This is a genomic window from Streptomyces sp. NPDC002324 (assembly GCF_053593335.1).
In genome coordinates this window covers 47916-67476 of the sequence record NZ_JBSFCF010000031.1, presented here as the reverse complement: position 1 = coordinate 67476, position 19561 = coordinate 47916, and the positions used below count along the sequence as shown (strand labels likewise).

The following is a 19561-nucleotide window of genomic DNA, read 5'->3' as shown; positions in this document are numbered from 1 at the left end:
GCGCGACCGAAAGGTCCCTTGCGCATCCGCGGATCACAGATGTCCCGGCGCGCGGACCTTGTCTACGCGCCGGGGCGTACGTGTTGCTACGTACCGCCTTGTGGTGAGCTGTGAGGCTTCTCCGCAGATCAGCGCACCCGCCCTCGTCAGGACGCACTAGTGGCAACTGACGGGTACGTGCAAATTATTTGGGATGGCCCGGAATCGGAACACACGGGCACTCCGGCTCGTTGTCATTACGTGAGCACGACACAGACACCACCCGTTCTCGCCGCAGAACTGGCACAGGCGTGGGCCGACATTCAACGGCACCACCCCGAGCTGCCGGATCTTGCCGCTCCCGAGTCCCTGATCGGGGAGTCGTCGTCCGCATGCGGGCACGCACTCTCCTTCGAGCGACTGCTGCATGAGGCAGTCCATGGCATCGCCGCCGCGCGTGGAGTCCGCGACACCTCCCGGGCCGGCCGGTACCACAACCGCAGATTCCTCGCGATCGCCGAGGAGCTCGGCCTCGACCACCCCGAGGAACCGCACCCCAGCAGCGGTTTCTCGCTGGTCACGCTCGATCCCGAGGCCAAGCGTCGCTACCGCCCGACCATCGAGAGACTGCAGCGCGCTCTCAAGGCACACACCGCGGCGACCTCCGCGGACACGGCCCGCAGCTTCCGGGGCCCGGCCGCCCGCCACGGTTCCTCGGGCGGCGGTGTCCGCGTCAAGGCCGTCTGCGACTGCGGTCGCAACGTCCGCGTCGTCCCCTCCGTCCTCGCCCAGGCGCCCATCGTCTGCGGCGGCTGCGGCAAGCCCTTCCGGATCCCGGAGGTCATGGGCGCGGCGTGAGACGAGGGTGAGCCGAGAAGACGGCGAACCGACTGGCGACGGCTGCTCGTGGCAGCCGTATCCGGTTCGTGGTCGACGGGGCCGCCCTCGCTGCGGGCAGTCGTGCCGCTGGGGCGGCGCGGGGCGCAGGCGGCACCCGGTGACCGGGGCGAAAGCCACCCGGCGCCGGGTGCCGCTTCGGCATGGGTTCGCACAGCCCCGGTGAGAGACGATCCCCAGCGTGTGGCACAATGGCTAGCTGTACTCGACAGTCGCACAGGACCCCTCTCTCCTCCGGCTGACGCGTCCATCGGGCACTCGGGTACCGCAACCCCACGCGGCCTTTCTCGCCGTGCCCAATCACGTCAAAACCAGGAGAACCCACTCCCGTGGCAGTCAAGATCAAGCTGAAGCGTCTGGGCAAGATCCGTTCGCCTCACTACCGCATCGTCGTCGCCGACTCCCGCACCCGCCGTGACGGCCGTGCGATCGAGGAGATCGGCAAGTACCACCCGACGTACAACCCGTCGGTCATCGAGGTCGACGAGGACCGCGTCGCGTACTGGCTGGGTGTCGGCGCGCAGCCGACCGAGCCCGTTCTCGCCATCCTGAAGAAGACCGGCGACTGGCAGAAGTTCAAGGGTGAGCCCGCTCCGGCGCCGCTCCTCGTGGCTCAGCCGAAGTCCGCGCGCCCGTCGTTCGAGGCCCTGGGCGGCGACGACGAGGGCAAGGGTGAGGCGATCACCCAGAAGAAGAAGGCCGAGAAGAAGGACGAGGCTGCCGCCGAGTCCGAGTCGACCGAGGCCTGAGCATGCTCGAGGAGGCTCTCGAGCACCTCGTCAAGGGCATCGTCGACAACCCCGACGACGTGCAGGTCGCTTCCCGCAACCTGCGCCGCGGGCGTGTGCTCGAGGTCCGGGTCCACCCCGACGACCTCGGCAAGGTGATCGGCCGCAACGGCCGTACCGCCCGCGCCCTGCGTACCGTCGTGGGTGCCATCGGCGGCCGCGGTGTCCGTGTCGACCTGGTCGACGTGGATCACGTCCGCTGACGAACATGCGCAGCACCGGCTCGGGCCGGGGAAGGCCACTGGGCCGTCCCCGGCCCGTAGTCGTATGACAGGAGATCAAGCACAGTGCAGCTCGTAGTCGCACGGATCGGCCGCGCCCACGGCATCAAGGGCGAGGTCACCGTCGAGGTCCGCACCGACGAGCCGGAACTCCGGCTCGGCCCCGGCGCCGTCCTGCTCACGGACCCCGCCTCGACGGGCCCGCTCACCATCGAGACCGGCCGGGTCCACAGCGGCCGGCTGCTCCTGCGCTTCGAGGGCGTCCGCGACCGCAACGCCGCCGAGGCCCTCCGCAACACCCTGCTGATCGCGGAGGTGGACCCGGAGGAGCTGCCGGAGGAAGAGGACGAGTACTACGACCACCAGCTGATGGACCTGGACGTGGTCACCAAGGACGGGGTCGCGGTCGGCCGGATCACGGAGATCTCGCACCTTCCCTCCCAGGACCTCTTCATCGTCGAGCGGCCGGACGGCAGCGAGGTGATGATCCCGTTCGTGGAGACCATCGTCACCGAGATCGACCTGACCGAACAGCGGGCGGTCATCGACCCGCCGCCGGGACTGATCGACGACCGGGCGGAGATCGCGTCCGCCCGGGACGCCGCCGAGGAGTCCGCCACCGGCTCCGCCGGACCGGCCGGGGACGAGGCCTGATGCGGCTCGACGTCGTCACGATCTTCCCCGACTACCTCGAACCCCTGAACGTCTCCCTCGTCGGCAAGGCGCGCGCGCGTGGACAGCTGAACGTGCACGTCCACGACCTGCGGGAATGGACGTACGACCGGCACAACACGGTCGACGACACCCCCTACGGCGGCGGTCCCGGCATGGTCATGAAGACCGACCCCTGGGGCGATGCCCTGGACTCCGTCCTCGCTGACGGCTACGAGGCCGGGGATGGTGAGCCCGCGCTCATCGTCCCCACTCCCAGCGGCCGCCCCTTCACCCAGGCACTCGCCGTCGAACTCTCCGAGCGCCCCTGGCTGGTCTTCACGCCGGCGCGCTACGAGGGAATCGACCGGCGTGTGATCGACGAGTACGCGACCCGGATGCCCGTGTACGAGGTGTCCATCGGCGACTACGTGCTGGCCGGCGGCGAAGCGGCCGTGCTCGTCGTCACCGAGGCGGTGGCGCGGCTGCTGCCCGGCGTCCTCGGCAACGCCGAGTCCCACCGGGACGACTCCTTCGCGCCCGGCCCCATGGCCAACCTCCTGGAGGGGCCGGTCTACACCAAGCCCCCCGAGTGGCGCGGCCGTGACATCCCCGACGTGCTGCTCAGCGGCCACCACGGCAGGATCGCGCGCTGGCGGCGCGACGAGGCGCTGAGGCGAACCGCGGCCAACAGGCCCGACCTCATCGAGCGTTGCGACCCCAAGGCCTTCGACAAGAAGGACCGCGAGATGCTCTCCATCCTGGGCTGGGCCCCGGATCCGGCAGGGGAGTCGCACGGCCGATTTTGGCGGCGGCCCGAGGGCGTGGAAGAATAGGCCGCTGTTGTGCGTCGTCCGGCGCGCGCCCCTGCCGCAGGGGGACACGACGCCCGCCCCGACACGGACAGCATCCTCTCGAACACCTAGCTCCCGCCTATGACCTGTGGCATGGGCGAAGAAAGCAGACGAAATGTCTCACCTGCTCGACTCCGTCGACTCCGCGTCGCTGCGCAGCGACATCCCGGCCTTCCGCCCGGGTGACACCGTCAACGTCCACGTGCGCGTCATCGAGGGCAACCGCTCCCGTGTGCAGCAGTTCAAGGGCGTGGTGATCCGTCGCCAGGGCGCCGGTGTCCGCGAGACCTTCACGGTCCGCAAGGTCTCGTTCTCCGTCGGCGTCGAGCGCACCTTCCCGGTGCACACCCCGATCGTCGAGAAGATCGAGCTCGTCACCCGCGGTGACGTCCGTCGCGCGAAGCTGTACTACCTGCGCGAGCTGCGCGGCAAGGCCGCGAAGATCAAGGAGAAGCGCGACAACTGATCGCGCGCACGCGTCACCGGAGGTCGTCACAGCGGGGCCGGATACGATCTGGCCCCGATGGACACCGACGCACAGCAGCACATGGAGCGCGACCGTTCCCCTCGCCCTTCCCGCGACGAGGTCTCCGAGGAGATCTCCGACACAGGAGGGCTTGAGGAGCGGTCGCGTTTCGCATGGGTGGACCGGACCACGGCCCTGGTGCCGGGCGGGAGATACACCCTGACCGTGCTGATCTGCCTGCTTTTTCTGGCGCTGTTCAGCAACTTCGTGATGCAGCCCTTCCAGATTCCCAGCAGCTCCATGGCCGACTCATTGAGGATCGGGGACCGCGTTCTCGTAAATAAGTTGGCGTACCGTTTCGGATCTGATCCGCAGCGCGGTGACGTCGTCGTGTTCGACGGCACCGGCTACTTCGGGAACGCCGACTACGTCAAGCGCGTTGTCGGCGTGGGGGGAGACCGGGTGGTCTGCTGCGACCAGGAGGGGAGGCTTGAGGTGAACGGCCGGTGGGTCGACGAGTCGTCGTTTCTGTACCCGGGCGACAGCCCGTCGGACGTACCCTTCGACGTGGTCGTCCCCGAGGGCAGACTGTTCCTCCTCGGCGACCACCGCAGTGACTCCAGCGATTCCCGCGACCATCTGGGTTCGCCCGGCGGCGGCATGGTCCCCCTCGACTCCGTGATCGGCAGGGCCGACTGGATCGCCTGGCCCGCCGGCCACTGGACGCGTCTGGACCGTCCGGACGCCTACGCGCGGGTGCCCGCCGCCGGTGGTGCGCATGGGTAACCGGGGCAGGCCCCGCGGTGCCGCTCCGACCACCGCCGCCGAGAACCTGCTGCCCACGGGCCTGCGCCGGTCCGGCGGGGCCGCCCGGCCGAGCCGGGTGGAGCGGCGCAGGCTCGCCCGCAAGATCAAGCGGCGCAGGCGTCGTTCGGCGGTCAAGGAGATCCCGCTCCTCGTCGGCGTCGCCGTCCTCATAGCCCTGGTCCTGAAGACCTTCCTCGTCCAGGCCTTCGTGATCCCGTCGGGATCCATGGAGCAGACGATCCAGATCGGCGACCGCGTCCTGGTCGACAAGCTCACGCCCTGGTTCGGCTCCGAGCCCACCCGCGGTGACGTCGTCGTCTTCAAGGACCCGGGCGGCTGGCTGGAGGACGAGCAGACCACCGCGTCCGGCGAGGACCCCGTCGTCATCAAGCAGATCAAGGAAGGCCTGCAGTTCATCGGACTGCTTCCGTCCGACGACGAGCAGGACCTGATCAAGCGGGTCGTCGCGGTCGGCGGCGACACCGTCAAGTGCTGCGACACCCAGGGACGCGTCACCGTCAACGGCATGCCGCTGGACGAGACGGCGTACATCCACCCCGGCAACCAGCCCTCGACACAGCAGTTCCAGGTGACCGTGCCCCAGGGCCGGTTGTGGGTGATGGGCGACCACCGGGAGAACTCCGCGGACTCGCGCGCCCACCAGAACGACGATTCGAAAACGGCGCAGTTCGGCGGTACCGTCCCCCAGGACGCCGTCGTGGGCCGTGCCGTGGTCATCGCCTGGCCGGTCGGCCACTGGGGGCAGTTGGAGGAGCCGGACACGTTCTCGGCCGTGCCGAGCGGGTCGACCACCGCCCTCGGCGCTTCGCATAGGGTGGCGTCCGCGGATCGAAACGGATTGATCCCTCTCCCGACCCCTGCGGAACTCCCGCTCGTTATGGGAGTGGTGGGCCTGCACCGGCTGTGGCGCGGGCGGCGGTACGGAGTGAGGAGTGGATGTGGGGGATTTGGCGGTCGGCGCACGGTCCGGACACGGTGGTTCCGAAGATCGGCCGGAGCGATCCGACGAGGCGGCTTCCCCGGCCGCGGAGAACGTGGAGGACGCCGTGAGTTCCGAGGGTTCCGCCGACTCCGGGAATGACTCCCCGGGCGCTGCGGACGGTGGCGAGGACGCCCGGACCTCGGCCGACGACGGAGACCAGCAGGCGAGGCCCAAGAAGAAGCAGCGTTCCTTCTGGAAGGAACTGCCGATCCTGGTCGGTATCGCGTTGGTGCTCGCCCTGCTGATCAAGACCTTCCTGGTGCAGGCGTTCTCCATCCCGTCCGACTCGATGCAGAACACGCTGCAGGAGGGCGACCGGGTCCTGGTCGACAAGCTCACCCCGTGGTTCGGCTCCGAGCCCGAGCGCGGCGAGGTCGTCGTCTTCCACGACCCGGACGGCTGGCTGAACGGCGAGCCGACCCTGGAGCCCAACGCCGCGCAGCGCGTCCTCGGCTGGATCGGCCTGATGCCGTCCGCCGAGGAGAAGGACCTCATCAAGCGGGTCATCGGCGTCGCCGGCGACACGGTGGAGTGCAACGGCACGGGCCCGCTCAAGGTCAACGGCAAGGCGCTGAACGAGCCGTACGTGTACCCGGGCAACACCCCCTGCACCGTCGACGACACCGGCGGCCAGTTCAAGGTGAAGGTACCCGAGGGCAAAATCTGGGTCATGGGCGACCACCGGCAGAACTCGCTGGACTCCCGCTACCACCAGAACGACAGCAACAAGGGCATGGTCCCCGTGAGCCAGGTCGTGGGCCGCGCCATCGTGGTCGCCTGGCCGCCCACCCGCTGGTCCACGCTGCCGATCCCCGACACCTTCGACCAGAACCTGAGCGCCGCCGCACCCGGCGCGCTCGGCCTCGCGGGCGCGGTGCCGCTGGTGCTGTGGCGCCGGCGCCGCCTTCTGGCCGCCGAAAGCCCGAGGGTTACTGGCACGCGTACCGCCGGGTAGGGTGCGGTCCCAGATCGCCGATCTTCCACGGCCCGCGAGAGGCCGGGACGGTCGATTCTCCGACCTGGGGAGCACTGGGATGAGCGGGACGGCACATCGTACGGACGAGGGCCACGGACGGCTCGGCAGCAAGCTGTCGGGACTGGCCGTGGCCCTCGGCTGTGTGCTTTTCATGGGCGGCTTCGTCTGGGGTGCGATCCTCTACGCCCCGTACACCGTGCCCACCGACTCCATGTCCCCGACCATCACCTCCGGGGACCGCATCCTCGCCGAGCGGGTCGACGGCGCCGAGGTCAAGCGCGGTGACGTGGTCGTCTTCCGGCAGGAGACCTGGGGCAACACCCCCATGGTCAAGCGGGTCGTCGCGGTCGGCGGGGACACGGTCGCCTGCTGCACCGACGGCAAGCTGACCGTCAACGGCAAGAAGATCGACGAGGGCTATCTGCCCCCGGGCGAGGACGCCGAGCTGACCGGCATCCCCGAGATCACCGTCCCCGAGGGCCGGCTGTTCCTCCTCGGCGACGAGCGCAGCGGTTCGCTGGACTCCACCGCCCACCTCACGGAGGCCGGCAACGGCACGGTGCCGCGTGCCCACGTGGACGCGCGCGTGGACGCCGTCGTCTGGCCCATGGAGGGCATGCTGGCCCGCCCGACGGGCTTCGAGAAGCTCGGCGCGCTCTCCTCTCCCGGCCCGCTGCGGCTGATCACCGCCGCGCTGGTCGTGGGTATGGCGCTGGTCCTGGGCGGCGGAGCCTACGGACCCGTCGCCAAGCGGCTCGGCGGCCGTGGCCGCCGGACGCGTTCGGAGCCGGCCGTTGTCGGCTGAGGACACCTACGAGGGCGGGCTGCGCCGGGTGGCCCGGGTGATCCTGCTGGACCCCCGGGAGCGCATCCTGCTGCTGCACGGGCACGAGCCGGACGATCCGGCCGACGACTGGTGGTTCACGCCCGGCGGCGGCGTGGAGGGCACGGAGACCCGTGAGGAGGCCGCGCTGCGGGAACTCGTGGAGGAGACCGGGATCACGGACGTGGAGCTGGGGCCCGTGCTCTGGCGCCGGCGGTGCTCCTTCCCCTTCGCCGGGCGGCGCTGGGACCAGGACGAGTGGTACTACCTGGCGCGGACCACCGATACGCGCCAGGTCGAGCCCCTCGACGGGAGCCTCACGGAGCTGGAGCGACGCAGTGTCGCCGGAGCACGCTGGTGGACGTGCGGGGAACTGGCCCGGGCGCATGAGACGGTGTACCCGACCAGACTCGCCGAACTGCTTCGCACACTGCTCGACGAGGGTCCCCCGGCCAGACCCGTGGTCCTCGACACCGAAATCGTCTAGGGGCTCGCGGGACTGGCGCACAATGGTGGGATCGCACGGCTGAAGGGGAACATGCCATGAGCGCCGAGGACCTCGAGAAGTACGAGACCGAGATGGAGCTGAAGCTCTACCGGGAGTACCGCGATGTCGTCGGTCTGTTCAAATACGTGATCGAGACCGAGCGGCGTTTCTACCTGACCAACGACTACGAGATGCAGGTGCACTCGGTCCAGGGTGAAGTGTTCTTCGAGGTGTCGATGGCGGATGCCTGGGTGTGGGACATGTACCGGCCGGCTCGGTTCGTGAAGCAGGTGCGGGTGCTCACGTTCAAGGACGTGAACATCGAGGAGCTGAACAAGAGCGATCTGGAGTTGCCGGGCAGCTGACGGGTCCTCGGGGGCGGTGGGCCACCATCCGTGTGGGTGACGAAGTTGTCCACAATCGGTTGGTTGTCCACCAAGATCCCCCGGCGGATCGAGCTGCCCTCACTGTTGGCGCCGGAGGTGGTGCCGACATGAGCAAGGCACGAGGTGCACTCGGCAAATACGGCGAGGAGCTGGCCGCGCGGCGGCTGGTCCAGGCCGGGATGACGGTTCTGGAGCGCAACTGGCGCGGTGGCAGGACCGGCGAGATCGACATCGTGGCCCGCGACGGGGACGCGCTGGTCGTCTGTGAGGTGAAGACCCGCAGGGCCGGCTCCTTCGAACACCCGATGGCGGCCGTCACGACCACCAAGGCACAACGGCTGCGCGGCCTCGCCGAACGCTGGCTCCAGGAACACGGAGGGAGTCCGCCGGGCGGCGTCCGCATCGACGTCGTCGGCGTCCTCCTCCCCGACCGCGGCGCCCCCGTCGTGGAACACGTACGGGGGGTGGCGTGATGGGATTCGCCCGCACGTGCTCCGTGGCCCTCGTGGGTGTCGAGGGCGTCGTCGTCGAGGTCCAGGCCGACCTGGAACCGGGGGTGGCGGCCTTCACGCTGGTGGGGCTGCCGGACAAGAGCCTGACGGAGAGCAGGGACCGGGTCAGGGCGGCGGTGGTCAACTCGGGCGCCGAGTGGCCGCAGAAGAAGCTGACGGTGGGGCTCAGTCCCGCCTCGGTCCCGAAGGCCGGCAGCGGGTTCGACCTGGCGGTCGCAAGCGCGGTCCTCGGCGCCTCCGAGCGGATCGACCCGCGGGTGCTCTCCGACATCGTGATGATCGGAGAGCTGGGACTCGACGGCCGCATCAGGCCGGTACGGGGGATCCTGCCCGCCGTGCTGGCCGCCGCCGAAGCGGGATACGAGCAGGTGGTGGTGCCCGAGTGCGCCGCAGCCGAGGCCTCGCTGGTGCCCGGCGTCTCGGTACTGGGCGTGCGCACCCTTCGGCAGCTGATCGCCGTGCTGGCGGACGAACCGGTGCCGGACGAGGAACCCGACGAGGGCCGCCCGGGCCCCCTCCTGGCGGGCCTTCGGCTGCCCGGCACGGGGGCGGCCACCGGCATGCACACCGCGGGAGCCGCGCAGCAGGACCTGGGCCACGACCTCGCCGACGTCGTCGGTCAGCTCGCGGCACGGACCGCCGTGGAGGTGGCGGCGGCGGGCGGACACCACCTCTTCCTGGAAGGCCCGCCGGGCGCGGGCAAGACGATGCTCGCCGAGCGGCTGCCGGCCATCCTGCCGAGGCTGTCCCGTGAGGAGTCGCTGGAGGTAACGGCGGTCCACTCGATCGCCGGTCTCCTGCCGGTGGGGAAACCGCTGGTGGACGAGGCGCCCTACTGCGCCCCGCACCATTCGGCCACGATGCAGGCACTCGTCGGCGGCGGCCAGGGCATCGCGCGGCCGGGCGCGGTCTCCCTGGCCCACCGGGGGGTCCTCTTCCTCGACGAGACCCCCGAGTTCGGCAGTCAGGCCCTGGACGCCCTGCGGCAGCCGCTGGAGGCGGGGCACGTCGTGATCGCACGCAGTGCGGGAGTGGTCCGCTTCCCGGCGAAGTTCCTGATGGTGCTGGCAGCGAACCCCTGTCCCTGCGGCCGCTTCTCGCGGACGGACGACCTGTGCGAGTGCCCGCCCGCGTCCGTCCGCCGCTACCAGGCCCGGCTCTCCGGGCCGCTGCTCGACCGGGTCGACCTGCGGGTCGAGATCGACCGCGTCACCCGGTCCGAACTGACCCGGCGCGGCGCCCGGGGCGAGTCCACGGCGACCGTGGCCGACCGGGTGCGCGCGGCCAGGGAACGGGCGGCCGGACGTCTGCTCGGGACGCCCTGGCGGACGAACAGCGAGGTGCCGGGGCGTGAACTGCGCAGCCGGTGGCACGCGACCCCGGGTGCGATGGACGAGGCCGAGCGCTGCCTGGAACGGGGAGTGCTGACCGCGCGAGGCCTGGACCGGGTGCTCCGCGTCGCCTGGACCGTCGCGGACCTCGTCGGCCACGACCGCCCGGACGCGTCGGACGTCAACCTGGCCCTGCAACTGCGCACCGGTGTCCCGCGCGGCGTGCCGATGGCGATCGGGGCGCTGACATGAGGACGGCGGACCCGGGCTCGTCGGCGGGTGAGCCGTGACCGGCGGCGGATGCGCCCTGACCGGCAAGGGGGCGCCGGATGCCGAGCGGCACGACCGGGCCTTCCTGGCCCGGGTCCTCGAACCCGGGGACGAACTCGGTGGGCGGTGGCTACGGGAGCTCGGCGCCAGGGAACTGGTGCGCAGGCTCTCCGACGGCGGGCGCCCCCTGCCGGGCGCCTCGGAGAAGCGGTGGGCGGGGCTGTGCGCCCGCTCCGCCCGCGCCGACCCCGAAGGGGACCTGGCCGCCGCGCGGGAGTCCGGAGTCCGGTTCCTCGTACCCGGGGACGCCGAGTGGCCCGGGCAGCTCGATGACCTCGGGGACGGGCGGCCCGTGGGGCTGTGGGTGCGGGGGAAGGCCCATGTGCGGATGTGGGCGCTGCGGTCGGTGGCTGTGGTGGGGGCGCGGGCCTGTACGGAGTACGGGGCCCATATGGCGGCCACGCTGGGGGCGGGACTGGCCGAGCGGGGCTGGGTGGTCGTGTCCGGCGGCGCGTACGGCGTGGACGGGGCCGCGCATCGGGGGGCGCTCGGGGCCGGTGGGGCGACGATCGCCGTGCTGGCCTGCGGGGTGGACCGGCCGTACCCGAGGGGGCATGTGCAGTTGATCAGCCGGATCGCCGAACAGGGTCTGGTGGTGGGGGAGTTGCCGCCGGGGGAGCATCCGACGCAGAGCCGGTTCATCCTGCGCAACCGGGTCATCGCCGCGCTCACCCGGGGGACCGTGGTCGTGGAGGCGGCCTACCGCAGCGGAGCGCTGGTGACGGCACGGGCGGCGCAGCGGCTGGGCCGCATCACGATGGGTGTGCCGGGTCCCGCGACTTCGGCCCTCTCGGCGGGGGTGCACGAACTGCTGCGGGGTGAGGCCGAGCTCGTGTCCGATGCCGCCGAAGTCGTCGAGCTGGTGGGCGACATGGGAGAGCTGGCGCCCGACCGGCGGGGGCCCGTGCTCCCCCGTGACCTGCTGGAACCCGGCGCGCGGCAGGTTCTCGCCGCGTTGCCGGGGCGGGGGGCCGCGGCCGCCGACGAGGTCGCCCGGGGCGCGGGGACGACCGTCGACGACGCGGTCGGGAGACTGTACGAACTCCGCGCACTCGGATACGTCGAACGACACGGCGACGGCTGGAAGTTGACACGCCAGGCGATGATCTCCGTCTCGCCGGATCGCGCACGAAGTTGACCGAGGGTGTTCGGCCGTCCGGGGGAACGCCGACAGCCTTGCGGTTTCCGGCAGTTGGCCTCTCGTGCCGGTCACACAGCCCGCTCACCCGGGCCCAGCGTGTCGTCCAGCGGAACGTATCTGCGCACCGGCGATCCGTCGGCCTTCGCGCACTGCGACTCCCCAGTCACGCTACGCTCACGAGGATTCCGACTCAGGACAGGCAACTCGACATCAGACCGACGACTCACCCAGGCATCCCCAGTTCACGGCAGAACGGCACAAGGCGACGTATGCCCCAGCACACCTCCGGGTCTGACCGGGCGGCGGCACCCTCCGCCGCTCGCGGCACCGTGCGCCCGCCCGCCCCCTCCACACTCGACGAGCTGTGGCGGACGTACAAGACGAGCGGCGACGAGCGGCTGCGCGAGCAGTTGATCCTGCACTACTCGCCGCTGGTGAAGTACGTCGCGGGACGGGTGAGCGTCGGGCTGCCGGCCAACGTCGAGCAGGCCGACTTCGTCTCCTCCGGGGTCTTCGGGCTCATCGACGCGATCGAGAAGTTCGACATCGACCGCGAGATCAAGTTCGAGACGTACGCGATCACCCGGATCCGCGGCGCCATGATCGACGAGCTGCGTGCGCTGGACTGGATTCCCCGTTCGGTGCGCCAGAAGGCGCGCAACGTGGAGCGGGCCTACGCCACCCTGGAGTCACGGCTCAGACGCACCCCGAGCGAGGGCGAGGTCGCCGCCGAGATGGGGATCGCGGTCGACGAACTGCACGCGGTGTTCAGCCAGTTGTCGCTGGCCAACGTGGTGGCGCTGGAGGAGCTGCTGCACGTCGGGGGCGAGGGCGGTGACCGGCTGAGCCTGATGGACACGCTGGAGGACACCGCCGCGGACAACCCGGTCGAGGTCGCCGAGGACCGCGAGCTGCGCCGCTTTCTGGCGCGTGCCATCAACACGCTGCCGGAGCGGGAGAAGACCGTCGTCACTCTGTACTACTACGAGGGGCTCACCCTCGCGGAGATCGGGAACGTGCTGGGGGTCACCGAGAGCCGGGTGAGCCAGATCCACACGAAGTCCGTGTTGCAGCTGCGGGCGAAGCTGGCGAGTTTCGGCCGTTGACCTGGTTGGGCACGGATCGGTGCGGTGCGGTGCGGCGTGGTGCGGTGCGGTGCGGGCGGACGGGTCCGGCCATTGGCGACCGGCGACCGGCGACCGGCGACCGGCGACCGGGTCCGGCGATCGGCGTCCGGCGAACCGATGGCCGACGGCCGACGACCGGCGACCGTGGGTGTCGAGGACGCTTCCGTGGGGGGGCCGGCCGGGGGAAGGCACTCCCGTGCGCGGCGGTCCGTCCGTAGAGTGGTTTACGTGCCAAGGATTCGAGCGGCCTCCGTGGCCGAGCACCGGTCGATGCAGCGAGCCGCCCTGCTGGACGCGGCGCGATGCCTGTTGTCCGAGGGCGGGACGGAGGCGTTGACCTTCCCGGCGCTCGCCGAGCGGACCGGTCTGGCGCGGTCCTCCGTGTACGAGTACTTCCGGTCGCGGGCCGCCGTGGTCGAGGAACTGTGCGAGGTCGACTTTCCCTTCTGGGCGGCGGAGGTCGAGGCGGCGATGGCCGCGGTCGAGCGGCCCGAGAACAAGGTCGAGGCGTACGTCCGCAAACAGTTGGAGCTGGTCGGGGACCGGCGGCACCGGGCCGTGGTGGCGATCTCGGCGAGCGAGTTGGACGCCGGGGCGCGGGAGAAGATCCGGGCCGCGCACGGTGGGCTCGTCGCGATGATCGTGGAGGCGCTCGCGGCCCTCGGGCAGGAGGAGCCCCGGCTGGCCGCGATGCTCTTGCAGGGGGTCGTGGACGCGGCTGTGCGGCGTATCGAACTGGGGGCCGCCGAGGATCCCTCCGTGGTCACCGAGGCGGCCGTGGGGATGGCACTGCGGGGTGTGCGGGGCTGAGCCCTCGTGGTTCGGTGCCCTCTGCCGGGGCCAGGAAGGGCAGTCTGCATTCGTCGACGCCGTGGGGTGCCGCCCGCCCACTCGTGCCGCCCGCCCACTCGTGCCGCCCGGGGTGAGGTCGGCGGGGGTGAGGTCGGCAGGGCGGCTACTCGGGCACCGGCAGCAGGCGTGACGGGCCCCTGCGCAGCAGCCACGGCGGCAACAGCGACAAGGGGTCCAGGTAGGTCTCGCCTCTGCGCAGTCCCCAGTGGAGGCAGGCCGTCGGGCAGTGGGAGGGGGCACCCTCCAGGGTGCCCAGGAGGGTGCCCGCGGTCACCTCGTCGCCCTTCCTCACCGTGGTCCTGACCGGTTCGTAGGTCGTGCGCAGAGGCGGGTCGCCGGTGCCGGTCAGTTCGACCGTGACGACTCCCCGGCCCGCCACCCGGCCGGCGAAGAAGACACGGCCCGCCGCCACCGCCCGTACCGGGGAGCCGGCCGGGGCGGACAGGTCGACGCCCCGGTGCCCTCGCGCGTAGGGGGTGGGCGGCGGTTCCCAGGCGCGGACCACCAGGGGGCGCAGGCCCACCGGCCAGACGCGGCCCACGCCGGGGACGGGCTCCCCGGGTACGGGCTCCCCGCGTACGGGATCACCGGAAACGGGTGGCCCCGGGGCGGCACGCGGGGCCGCCGTCCAGGCCGTGGCCAGGAGGGTCGTCGTCAGGCACAGCAGCAGGATCGTCCACACTCCGGCGGGTCGGCGGACCGTTCGCTCTTGGGTCATCTCGTCGGACATGGGGGAAGCGTCCCGTGCACCGGGCGATCACAACCGGGATCTGTGGAGTACCGGCCGGTTGTGGATATCGGCGTCACCCGGGGCCTCGCGGGTCCCGTACACTTCTGGTGGCGATCCGGGTCACCGGGTCGACTTCGCACGCCCCGGTACGAGGCCCGTCTGTGGTCCGTATCAGCGCCCCTCGGTCCCTAGTGGCAACGGCGCAACGCGGGCGTCAGGCGCGGGAGCCGTCCGGTTCCCGCGGCACAACCGAGCAAATCAAGGAGAACGGCCATGGCCGTCGTCACGATGCGGGAGCTGCTGGAAAGCGGCGTCCACTTCGGTCACCAGACCCGTCGCTGGAACCCGAAGATGAAGCGCTTCATCTTCACCGAGCGCAACGGCATCTACATCATCGACCTGCTCCAGTCGCTGTCGTACATCGACCGCGCCTACGAGTTCGTCAAGGAGACCGTCGCCCACGGCGGCACGGTCATGTTCGTCGGCACGAAGAAGCAGGCGCAGGAGGCGATCGCCGAGCAGGCGACCCGCGTCGGCATGCCCTACGTCAACCAGCGCTGGCTGGGCGGCATGCTCACCAACTTCTCGACCGTCTACAAGCGTCTGCAGCGCCTCAAGGAGCTCGAGCAGATCGACTTCGAGGACGTCGCCGCGTCGGGTCTGACCAAGAAGGAGCTTCTCGTGCTCTCGCGCGAGAAGGCCAAGCTGGAGAAGACCCTCGGTGGTATCCGCGAGATGCAGAAGGTGCCCAGCGCCGTCTGGATCGTGGACACCAAGAAGGAGCACATCGCGGTCGGCGAGGCCCGGAAGCTCAACATCCCGGTCGTCGCCATCCTCGACACCAACTGCGACCCCGACGAGGTCGACTACAAGATCCCGGGCAACGACGACGCGATCCGCTCCGTCACGCTGCTCACCCGTGTGATCGCCGACGCGGTCGCCGAGGGCCTCATCTCCCGCTCCCGGGTCGCCACCGAGGGCAAGGGCGACAAGGCCGCGGGCGAGCCGCTGGCCGCGTGGGAGCGCGACCTGCTCGAGGGCGAGAAGAAGGCCGACGAGGCTCCCGCCGCCGCTGAGGCTCCGGCTGCCGCCGAGGCCCCCGCCGAGACCGAGGCTCCGGCCGAGGCTGCCGCCGAGGCTCCCGCTGCCGAGGCTCCCGCCACCGAGGAGGCCCCGGCCGCCGCCGAGGCTCCGGCCGCGGACGCCGAGCAGGCCTGACCTTCACGGTCGTAGCGCTGTCGGGACGACGGCGGGTGGCGCCGAGCGCGCCACCCGCCGTTCACCCTCAGCCCGTAGATCTTCGGCGGGCGCCCGCCCTACGAGCGGCGGCGGACGCCGACTTCGAGACTTCGAACTCCGAGAAGAGATTCACAGATCATGGCGAACTACACCGCCGCCGACGTCAAGAAGCTCCGTGAGCTCACCGGCGCCGGCATGATGGACTGCAAGAAGGCCCTGGACGAGGCCGAGGGCAGCGTGGACAAGGCCGTCGAGGCCCTGCGCATCAAGGGCCAGAAGGGCGTCGCCAAGCGCGAGGGCCGCTCCGCCGAGAACGGCGCCGTGGTCTCCCTCATCGCCGACGACAACACCTCCGGTGTCCTGGTCGAGCTGAAGTGCGAGACGGACTTCGTCGCCAAGGGCGAGAAGTTCCAGGCCGCCGCCTCCGCGATCGCCGAGCACGTCGCCAAGACCTCCCCGGCCGACCTGGAGACGCTGCTCGCCTCCGAGATCGAGGCCGGCAAGACCGTCCAGGCGTACGTCGACGAGGCCAACGCCAACCTCGGCGAGAAGATCGTCCTCGACCGCTTCGCGCAGTACGCCGACGGCTTCGTCTTCGCCTACATGCACCGCACCATGCCCGACCTGCCCCCGCAGATCGGTGTCCTGGTCGAGCTGGACAAGGCCGACGCCGCCGTGGCCAAGGGCATCGCCCAGCACATCGCCGCCTTCGCGCCGAAGTACCTCTCCAAGGAGGACGTGCCGGCCGAGGTCGTCGAGTCCGAGCGCCGCGTCGCCGAGGAGACCACCCGCGCCGAGGGCAAGCCCGAGGCCGCCCTGCCGAAGATCGTCGAGGGTCGCCTCAACGGCTTCTTCAAGGACGCCACGCTGCTCGGCCAGCCGTACGCGCTGGACAACAAGAAGTCGGTCCAGAAGGTCCTGGACGAGGCCGGTGTCACCCTGAAGCGCTTCACGCGCATCAAGGTCGGCATCTGAGTCCGTTACGCGACGGGCGTCCGGCCCCGATAGGGTCGGGTGCAGTCGTTCGCGTACGCCGCCCCGTGCGCGCGTGACGCGATGCGGACGACAGCAGATCTGACGAGGAGGCCATTGCCGAGCATGGGATGCGAACACCACCCCAGCGGCAATGGCCTTCTTCGTATGTGCGACACGTGAAGAGGCGAGATCTCCATGACCACCAAGCCCGAGAAGAGCGACGTACGCAAAGCGGACCGCGGACGGTTCATGCTGAAGCTGTCCGGAGAGGCATTCTCCGGGGGCGGTGGCCTCGGCGTCGACCCCGACGTGGTGCACGCGATCGCCCGTGAGATCGCGGCCGTCGTCCGTGACGGCGCGGAGATCGCGGTCGTCATCGGCGGCGGCAACTTCTTCCGCGGCGCCGAACTGCAGCAGCGCGGCATGGACCGGGCCCGCTCCGACTACATGGGCATGCTCGGCACGGTCATGAACTGCCTCGCCCTCCAGGACTTCCTGGAGAAGGAAGGCATCGACAGCCGCGTCCAGACCGCCATCACCATGGGCCAGGTCGCCGAGCCGTACATCCCGCTGCGCGCCGTGCGCCACCTGGAGAAGGGGCGCGTGGTCATCTTCGGCGCCGGTATGGGCATGCCCTACTTCTCCACCGACACCACCGCCGCGCAGCGCGCCCTGGAGATCGACGCCGAGGCGCTGCTGATGGGCAAGAACGGCGTGGACGGGGTCTACGACTCCGACCCCAAGACCAACCCGGACGCGGTCAAGTTCGACTCCCTCGGCTACGGCGAGGTCATCACCCGCGAACTGAAGGTCGCCGACGCCACCGCGATCACGCTCTGCCGCGACAACAAGCTCCCGATCCTTGTGTTCGAGCTTCTCAAGGAGGGCAATATCGCGCGGGCCGTCAAGGGTGAGAAGATCGGCACTCTCGTGGGTGATCAGGGAAGCCGGGCCTGACCGGGTCCTTTCCCTGCCCGGGGGACGGAGCCTGACCGGGGGATGGACAATGTCCTGCCGGTCGGGAACCGTGCAGGAACAAGACGCGACGCAGCCGGCCGCCGACCCGACCAAGTGCGGCTGCCGGGCCTACTCAAGACACGCAGGAGCAAGTGGTGATCGAAGAGACCCTCCTCGAGGCCGAGGAGAAGATGGAGAAGGCCGTCGTCGTCGCCAAGGACGACTTCGCCGCGATCCGCACCGGTCGTGCGCACCCGGCGATGTTCAACAAGATCGTGGCCGACTACTACGGTGCGCTGACGCCGATCAACCAGCTGGCCTCGTTCTCCGTGCCGGAGCCGCGCATGGCCGTGGTGACCCCGTTCGACAAGACCGCCCTGCGCAACATCGAACAGGCGATCCGCGACTCCGACCTCGGTGTCAACCCGAGCAACGACGGCAACATCATCCGAGTGGTGTTCCCCGAGCTGACCGAGGAGCGCCGCCGCGACTACATCAAGGTCGCCAAGAGCAAGGCGGAGGACTCCAAGGTGTCCATCCGCTCGGTCCGCCGCAAGGCCAAGGACGCGATCGACAAGCTCGTCAAGGACGGCGAGGTCGGCGAGGACGAGGGCCGTCGTGCGGAGAAGGAGCTCGACGACACCACGGCGAAGTACGTCGCCCAGGTGGACGAGCTGCTCAAGCACAAGGAAGCGGAGCTCCTCGAGGTCTGATGAACGACTCTTCCTGGGGCGCGCCGCAACCAGCCGGGTACTGGGCGCCGACCGACCGGGGACCTGTCCAGGGGCATGCCCCGGCGGGTCCCCCGTACGATGCGGCTGAGAGCCTGCATCCGATGCAGACTCAGCCCATGCCCATCGTGCCCGACGTACCCGCGCATGGCGGGAACCAGGACGACGACCGGGGGGCGGCTCGGCAGGCCGGCCCCCCGTTCCGTGACGAGACGCCGTCGGCGCACCCCTACGGGGAGGCGCCGCAGAAGCCGGAGCCCATGCCCCACGCCCCGCAGCCCGCCCCGCCGAAGAAGAGCGCGGGCCGTGACCTGGGCGCCGCCATAGGAGTCGGCGTCGGCCTCGGTGTGGTCATCGTCGCGTCGCTGTTCATCGTCAAGGCGGCCTTCGTCGGCGTGATAGCGGTCGCCGTGGTGGTGGGGCTGTGGGAGCTCACCTCACGTCTGCAGGAACGCAAGGGCATCAAGGCGCCCCTCGTACCGCTCGCGGTCGGCGGGGCCGCCATGGTCGTCGCCGGGTACGTGCGCGGGCCCGAGGGCGCGTGGGTGGCCATGGCCCTCACCGCACTCGCCGTCCTCGTCTGGCGCATGACCGAGCCGCCCGAGAACTACCTCAAGGACGTCACGGCGGGGGTCTTCGCGGCCTTCTACGTGCCGTTCCTCGCCACGTTCGTCGCGCTCATGCTCACCGCCGACGACGGGCCGCAGCGGGTCCTGGTGTTCCTGTCGCTGACCGTGGTCAGCGACACGGGCGCGTACGCCGTCGGCTGGCGTTTCGGCTCGCACAAGCTGGCGCCGCGCATCAGCCCCGGCAAGACCCGTGAGGGACTGCTCGGCGCGATCGCCTTCGCCATGGTGGCGGGCGCGCTGCTGATGGAGTTCGTCATCGACGGCGGAGCCTGGTGGCAGGGCCTGCTCCTCGGCCTCGCCGTCGCGGCCAGCGCCACGCTGGGCGACCTCGGCGAGTCCATGATCAAGCGGGACCTCGGCATCAAGGACATGGGCACACTGCTGCCGGGCCACGGCGGCATCATGGACCGCCTGGACTCCCTCCTGCCGACGGCGCCCGTGGTGTGGCTGCTGCTGGTGCTGTTCGTGGGCTCCGGCTGACGGGCCGACCGTAGGTACGGGACGCGAGTGGGCCCCTGTTCTGGTTCGCCAGGGCGGGGGCCCACTGCTGTTGCCGCTCGGGGCGCCGTCGGGTCGGGCGGGGCGGGCGGCGCAGGCAGCCGCGGACGAGCGGGATCCTCGGGCCGCACCGCCGGGGAGGGCCACTGCAGTTGATCTGCGACACTGGGA

23 protein-coding genes are annotated in these 19561 nt (G+C 70.6%); 22 read left to right on the top strand and 1 reads right to left on the bottom strand.

Annotation, left to right across the window (positions count from 1 at the left end; translation table 11 throughout):
• The first annotated feature begins 240 nt into the window (after nucleotides 1-240).
• The 17 genes from ACWCRJ_RS32120 (at nucleotide 241) to ACWCRJ_RS32040 (ending at nucleotide 13589) form a co-directional block, all read left to right on the top strand.
• Nucleotides 241-837 carry a hypothetical protein gene (locus tag ACWCRJ_RS32120; RefSeq protein WP_450942590.1) on the top strand — a complete coding sequence of 199 codons (597 nt, stop codon included), beginning with the start codon at nucleotides 241-243 and terminating at the stop codon, nucleotides 835-837.
• 368 nt (nucleotides 838-1205) lie between these two features.
• Entirely contained in the window at nucleotides 1206-1625 is a 420-nt protein-coding gene (gene rpsP / locus ACWCRJ_RS32115) for a 30S ribosomal protein S16 (RefSeq protein WP_450942589.1), read from the top strand.
• A gap of 2 nt (nucleotides 1626-1627) precedes the next feature.
• Nucleotides 1628-1867, top strand: coding sequence for an RNA-binding protein (locus ACWCRJ_RS32110; protein ID WP_003973401.1), 240 nt, complete (start codon nucleotides 1628-1630; stop codon nucleotides 1865-1867).
• Between the two features lie 84 nt (nucleotides 1868-1951).
• Nucleotides 1952-2539 carry a ribosome maturation factor RimM gene (gene rimM, locus ACWCRJ_RS32105; protein ID WP_450942588.1) on the top strand — a complete coding sequence of 196 codons (588 nt, stop codon included), beginning with the start codon at nucleotides 1952-1954 and terminating at the stop codon, nucleotides 2537-2539.
• Nucleotides 2539-3372 (top strand): tRNA (guanosine(37)-N1)-methyltransferase TrmD, encoded by an 834-nt coding sequence (trmD, locus tag ACWCRJ_RS32100; protein ID WP_450942587.1) that lies wholly within the window; start codon nucleotides 2539-2541, stop codon nucleotides 3370-3372. Before rimM ends, trmD begins: the two co-directional genes overlap by 1 nt.
• 133 nt (nucleotides 3373-3505) lie before the next feature.
• The gene (gene rplS / locus ACWCRJ_RS32095) at nucleotides 3506-3856 is read left to right on the top strand and encodes a 50S ribosomal protein L19 (protein WP_013000407.1); all 351 of its coding nucleotides are present in this window, start codon (nucleotides 3506-3508) and stop codon (nucleotides 3854-3856) included.
• 57 nt (nucleotides 3857-3913) lie between these two features.
• The gene (gene lepB, locus ACWCRJ_RS32090) at nucleotides 3914-4642 is read left to right on the top strand and encodes a signal peptidase I (RefSeq protein ID WP_450942586.1); all 729 of its coding nucleotides are present in this window, start codon (nucleotides 3914-3916) and stop codon (nucleotides 4640-4642) included.
• The gene (lepB, locus tag ACWCRJ_RS32085; RefSeq protein WP_450942585.1) at nucleotides 4635-5765 is read left to right on the top strand and encodes a signal peptidase I; all 1131 of its coding nucleotides are present in this window, start codon (nucleotides 4635-4637) and stop codon (nucleotides 5763-5765) included. The genes lepB (ACWCRJ_RS32090) and lepB (ACWCRJ_RS32085) overlap by 8 nt, the downstream gene beginning before the upstream one ends.
• The gene (gene lepB / locus ACWCRJ_RS32080; protein WP_450942584.1) at nucleotides 5731-6621 is read left to right on the top strand and encodes a signal peptidase I; all 891 of its coding nucleotides are present in this window, start codon (nucleotides 5731-5733) and stop codon (nucleotides 6619-6621) included. The genes lepB (ACWCRJ_RS32085) and lepB (ACWCRJ_RS32080) overlap by 35 nt, the downstream gene beginning before the upstream one ends.
• Nucleotides 6622-6700: 79 nt before the next feature.
• Complete coding sequence (gene lepB / locus ACWCRJ_RS32075) at nucleotides 6701-7447, top strand: signal peptidase I (RefSeq protein WP_450942583.1); 747 nt, start codon at nucleotides 6701-6703, stop codon at nucleotides 7445-7447.
• A complete protein-coding gene (locus tag ACWCRJ_RS32070) occupies nucleotides 7437-7952 on the top strand; it encodes an NUDIX hydrolase (RefSeq protein WP_005479801.1) in 516 nt (171 codons plus the stop codon). The genes lepB (ACWCRJ_RS32075) and ACWCRJ_RS32070 overlap by 11 nt, the downstream gene beginning before the upstream one ends.
• A gap of 56 nt (nucleotides 7953-8008) precedes the next feature.
• A complete protein-coding gene (locus ACWCRJ_RS32065) occupies nucleotides 8009-8317 on the top strand; it encodes a DUF2469 domain-containing protein (RefSeq protein ID WP_005311352.1) in 309 nt (102 codons plus the stop codon).
• Between the two features lie 128 nt (nucleotides 8318-8445).
• A complete protein-coding gene (locus tag ACWCRJ_RS32060) occupies nucleotides 8446-8811 on the top strand; it encodes a YraN family protein (RefSeq protein WP_450942582.1) in 366 nt (121 codons plus the stop codon).
• Entirely contained in the window at nucleotides 8811-10433 is a 1623-nt protein-coding gene (locus ACWCRJ_RS32055; protein WP_450942581.1) for a YifB family Mg chelatase-like AAA ATPase, read from the top strand. The genes ACWCRJ_RS32060 and ACWCRJ_RS32055 overlap by 1 nt, the downstream gene beginning before the upstream one ends.
• 34 nt (nucleotides 10434-10467) lie before the next feature.
• On the top strand, nucleotides 10468-11649 hold the full coding sequence (gene dprA / locus ACWCRJ_RS32050; RefSeq protein WP_450942580.1) for a DNA-processing protein DprA: 1182 nt from the start codon (nucleotides 10468-10470) through the stop codon (nucleotides 11647-11649).
• Between the two features lie 272 nt (nucleotides 11650-11921).
• Complete coding sequence (whiG, locus tag ACWCRJ_RS32045; protein WP_450942579.1) at nucleotides 11922-12758, top strand: RNA polymerase sigma factor WhiG; 837 nt, start codon at nucleotides 11922-11924, stop codon at nucleotides 12756-12758.
• A 273-nt stretch (nucleotides 12759-13031) separates the two neighbouring features.
• Nucleotides 13032-13589, top strand: a complete 558-nt coding sequence (locus tag ACWCRJ_RS32040; RefSeq protein ID WP_450942619.1) for a TetR/AcrR family transcriptional regulator — start codon at nucleotides 13032-13034, stop codon at nucleotides 13587-13589.
• Nucleotides 13590-13734: 145 nt separating this feature from the next.
• On the opposite strand, the gene ACWCRJ_RS32035 is transcribed toward ACWCRJ_RS32040, so the two are convergent.
• On the bottom strand, nucleotides 13735-14361 hold the full coding sequence (locus ACWCRJ_RS32035; protein WP_450942578.1) for a murein hydrolase activator EnvC family protein: 627 nt from the start codon (nucleotides 14359-14361) through the stop codon (nucleotides 13735-13737).
• A 273-nt stretch (nucleotides 14362-14634) separates the two neighbouring features.
• On the opposite strand from ACWCRJ_RS32035, the gene rpsB reads away from it, so the two are divergent.
• The 5 genes from rpsB (at nucleotide 14635) to ACWCRJ_RS32010 (ending at nucleotide 19372) form a co-directional block, all read left to right on the top strand.
• Nucleotides 14635-15579 carry a 30S ribosomal protein S2 gene (gene rpsB, locus ACWCRJ_RS32030; RefSeq protein ID WP_450942577.1) on the top strand — a complete coding sequence of 315 codons (945 nt, stop codon included), beginning with the start codon at nucleotides 14635-14637 and terminating at the stop codon, nucleotides 15577-15579.
• A 159-nt stretch (nucleotides 15580-15738) separates the two neighbouring features.
• Nucleotides 15739-16575 (top strand): translation elongation factor Ts, encoded by an 837-nt coding sequence (gene tsf / locus ACWCRJ_RS32025; RefSeq protein WP_450942576.1) that lies wholly within the window; start codon nucleotides 15739-15741, stop codon nucleotides 16573-16575.
• A gap of 195 nt (nucleotides 16576-16770) precedes the next feature.
• Complete coding sequence (gene pyrH / locus ACWCRJ_RS32020) at nucleotides 16771-17532, top strand: UMP kinase (protein WP_013000392.1); 762 nt, start codon at nucleotides 16771-16773, stop codon at nucleotides 17530-17532.
• A gap of 155 nt (nucleotides 17533-17687) precedes the next feature.
• Entirely contained in the window at nucleotides 17688-18245 is a 558-nt protein-coding gene (gene frr / locus ACWCRJ_RS32015; protein ID WP_045561444.1) for a ribosome recycling factor, read from the top strand.
• Nucleotides 18245-19372 carry a phosphatidate cytidylyltransferase gene (locus ACWCRJ_RS32010; protein WP_450942575.1) on the top strand — a complete coding sequence of 376 codons (1128 nt, stop codon included), beginning with the start codon at nucleotides 18245-18247 and terminating at the stop codon, nucleotides 19370-19372. Before frr ends, ACWCRJ_RS32010 begins: the two co-directional genes overlap by 1 nt.
• The last annotated feature ends 189 nt before the right edge of the window (nucleotides 19373-19561 follow it).

What these genes read in the sequence shown, in the direction of transcription:
- ACWCRJ_RS32065 (WP_005311352.1), top strand. Translation starts at nt 8,009, where the DNA reads ATGAGCGCCGAGGACCTCGAGAAGTACGAGACCGAGATGGAGCTGAAG.
- ACWCRJ_RS32110 (WP_003973401.1), top strand. Translation starts at nt 1,628, where the DNA reads ATGCTCGAGGAGGCTCTCGAGCACCTCGTCAAGGGCATCGTCGACAAC.
- trmD (WP_450942587.1), top strand. Translation starts at nt 2,539, where the DNA reads ATGCGGCTCGACGTCGTCACGATCTTCCCCGACTACCTCGAACCCCTG.
- lepB (WP_450942583.1), top strand. Translation starts at nt 6,701, where the DNA reads ATGAGCGGGACGGCACATCGTACGGACGAGGGCCACGGACGGCTCGGC.
- tsf (WP_450942576.1), top strand. Translation starts at nt 15,739, where the DNA reads ATGGCGAACTACACCGCCGCCGACGTCAAGAAGCTCCGTGAGCTCACC.
- ACWCRJ_RS32010 (WP_450942575.1), top strand. Translation starts at nt 18,245, where the DNA reads ATGAACGACTCTTCCTGGGGCGCGCCGCAACCAGCCGGGTACTGGGCG.
- rplS (WP_013000407.1), top strand. Translation starts at nt 3,506, where the DNA reads ATGTCTCACCTGCTCGACTCCGTCGACTCCGCGTCGCTGCGCAGCGAC.
- ACWCRJ_RS32055 (WP_450942581.1), top strand. Translation starts at nt 8,811, where the DNA reads ATGGGATTCGCCCGCACGTGCTCCGTGGCCCTCGTGGGTGTCGAGGGC.
- whiG (WP_450942579.1), top strand. Translation starts at nt 11,922, where the DNA reads ATGCCCCAGCACACCTCCGGGTCTGACCGGGCGGCGGCACCCTCCGCC.
- lepB (WP_450942586.1), top strand. Translation starts at nt 3,914, where the DNA reads ATGGACACCGACGCACAGCAGCACATGGAGCGCGACCGTTCCCCTCGC.
- rpsB (WP_450942577.1), top strand. Translation starts at nt 14,635, where the DNA reads ATGGCCGTCGTCACGATGCGGGAGCTGCTGGAAAGCGGCGTCCACTTC.
- ACWCRJ_RS32060 (WP_450942582.1), top strand. Translation starts at nt 8,446, where the DNA reads ATGAGCAAGGCACGAGGTGCACTCGGCAAATACGGCGAGGAGCTGGCC.
- lepB (WP_450942585.1), top strand. Translation starts at nt 4,635, where the DNA reads ATGGGTAACCGGGGCAGGCCCCGCGGTGCCGCTCCGACCACCGCCGCC.
- ACWCRJ_RS32035 (WP_450942578.1), bottom strand. Translation starts at nt 14,361, where the DNA reads ATGTCCGACGAGATGACCCAAGAGCGAACGGTCCGCCGACCCGCCGGA.
- pyrH (WP_013000392.1), top strand. Translation starts at nt 16,771, where the DNA reads ATGACCACCAAGCCCGAGAAGAGCGACGTACGCAAAGCGGACCGCGGA.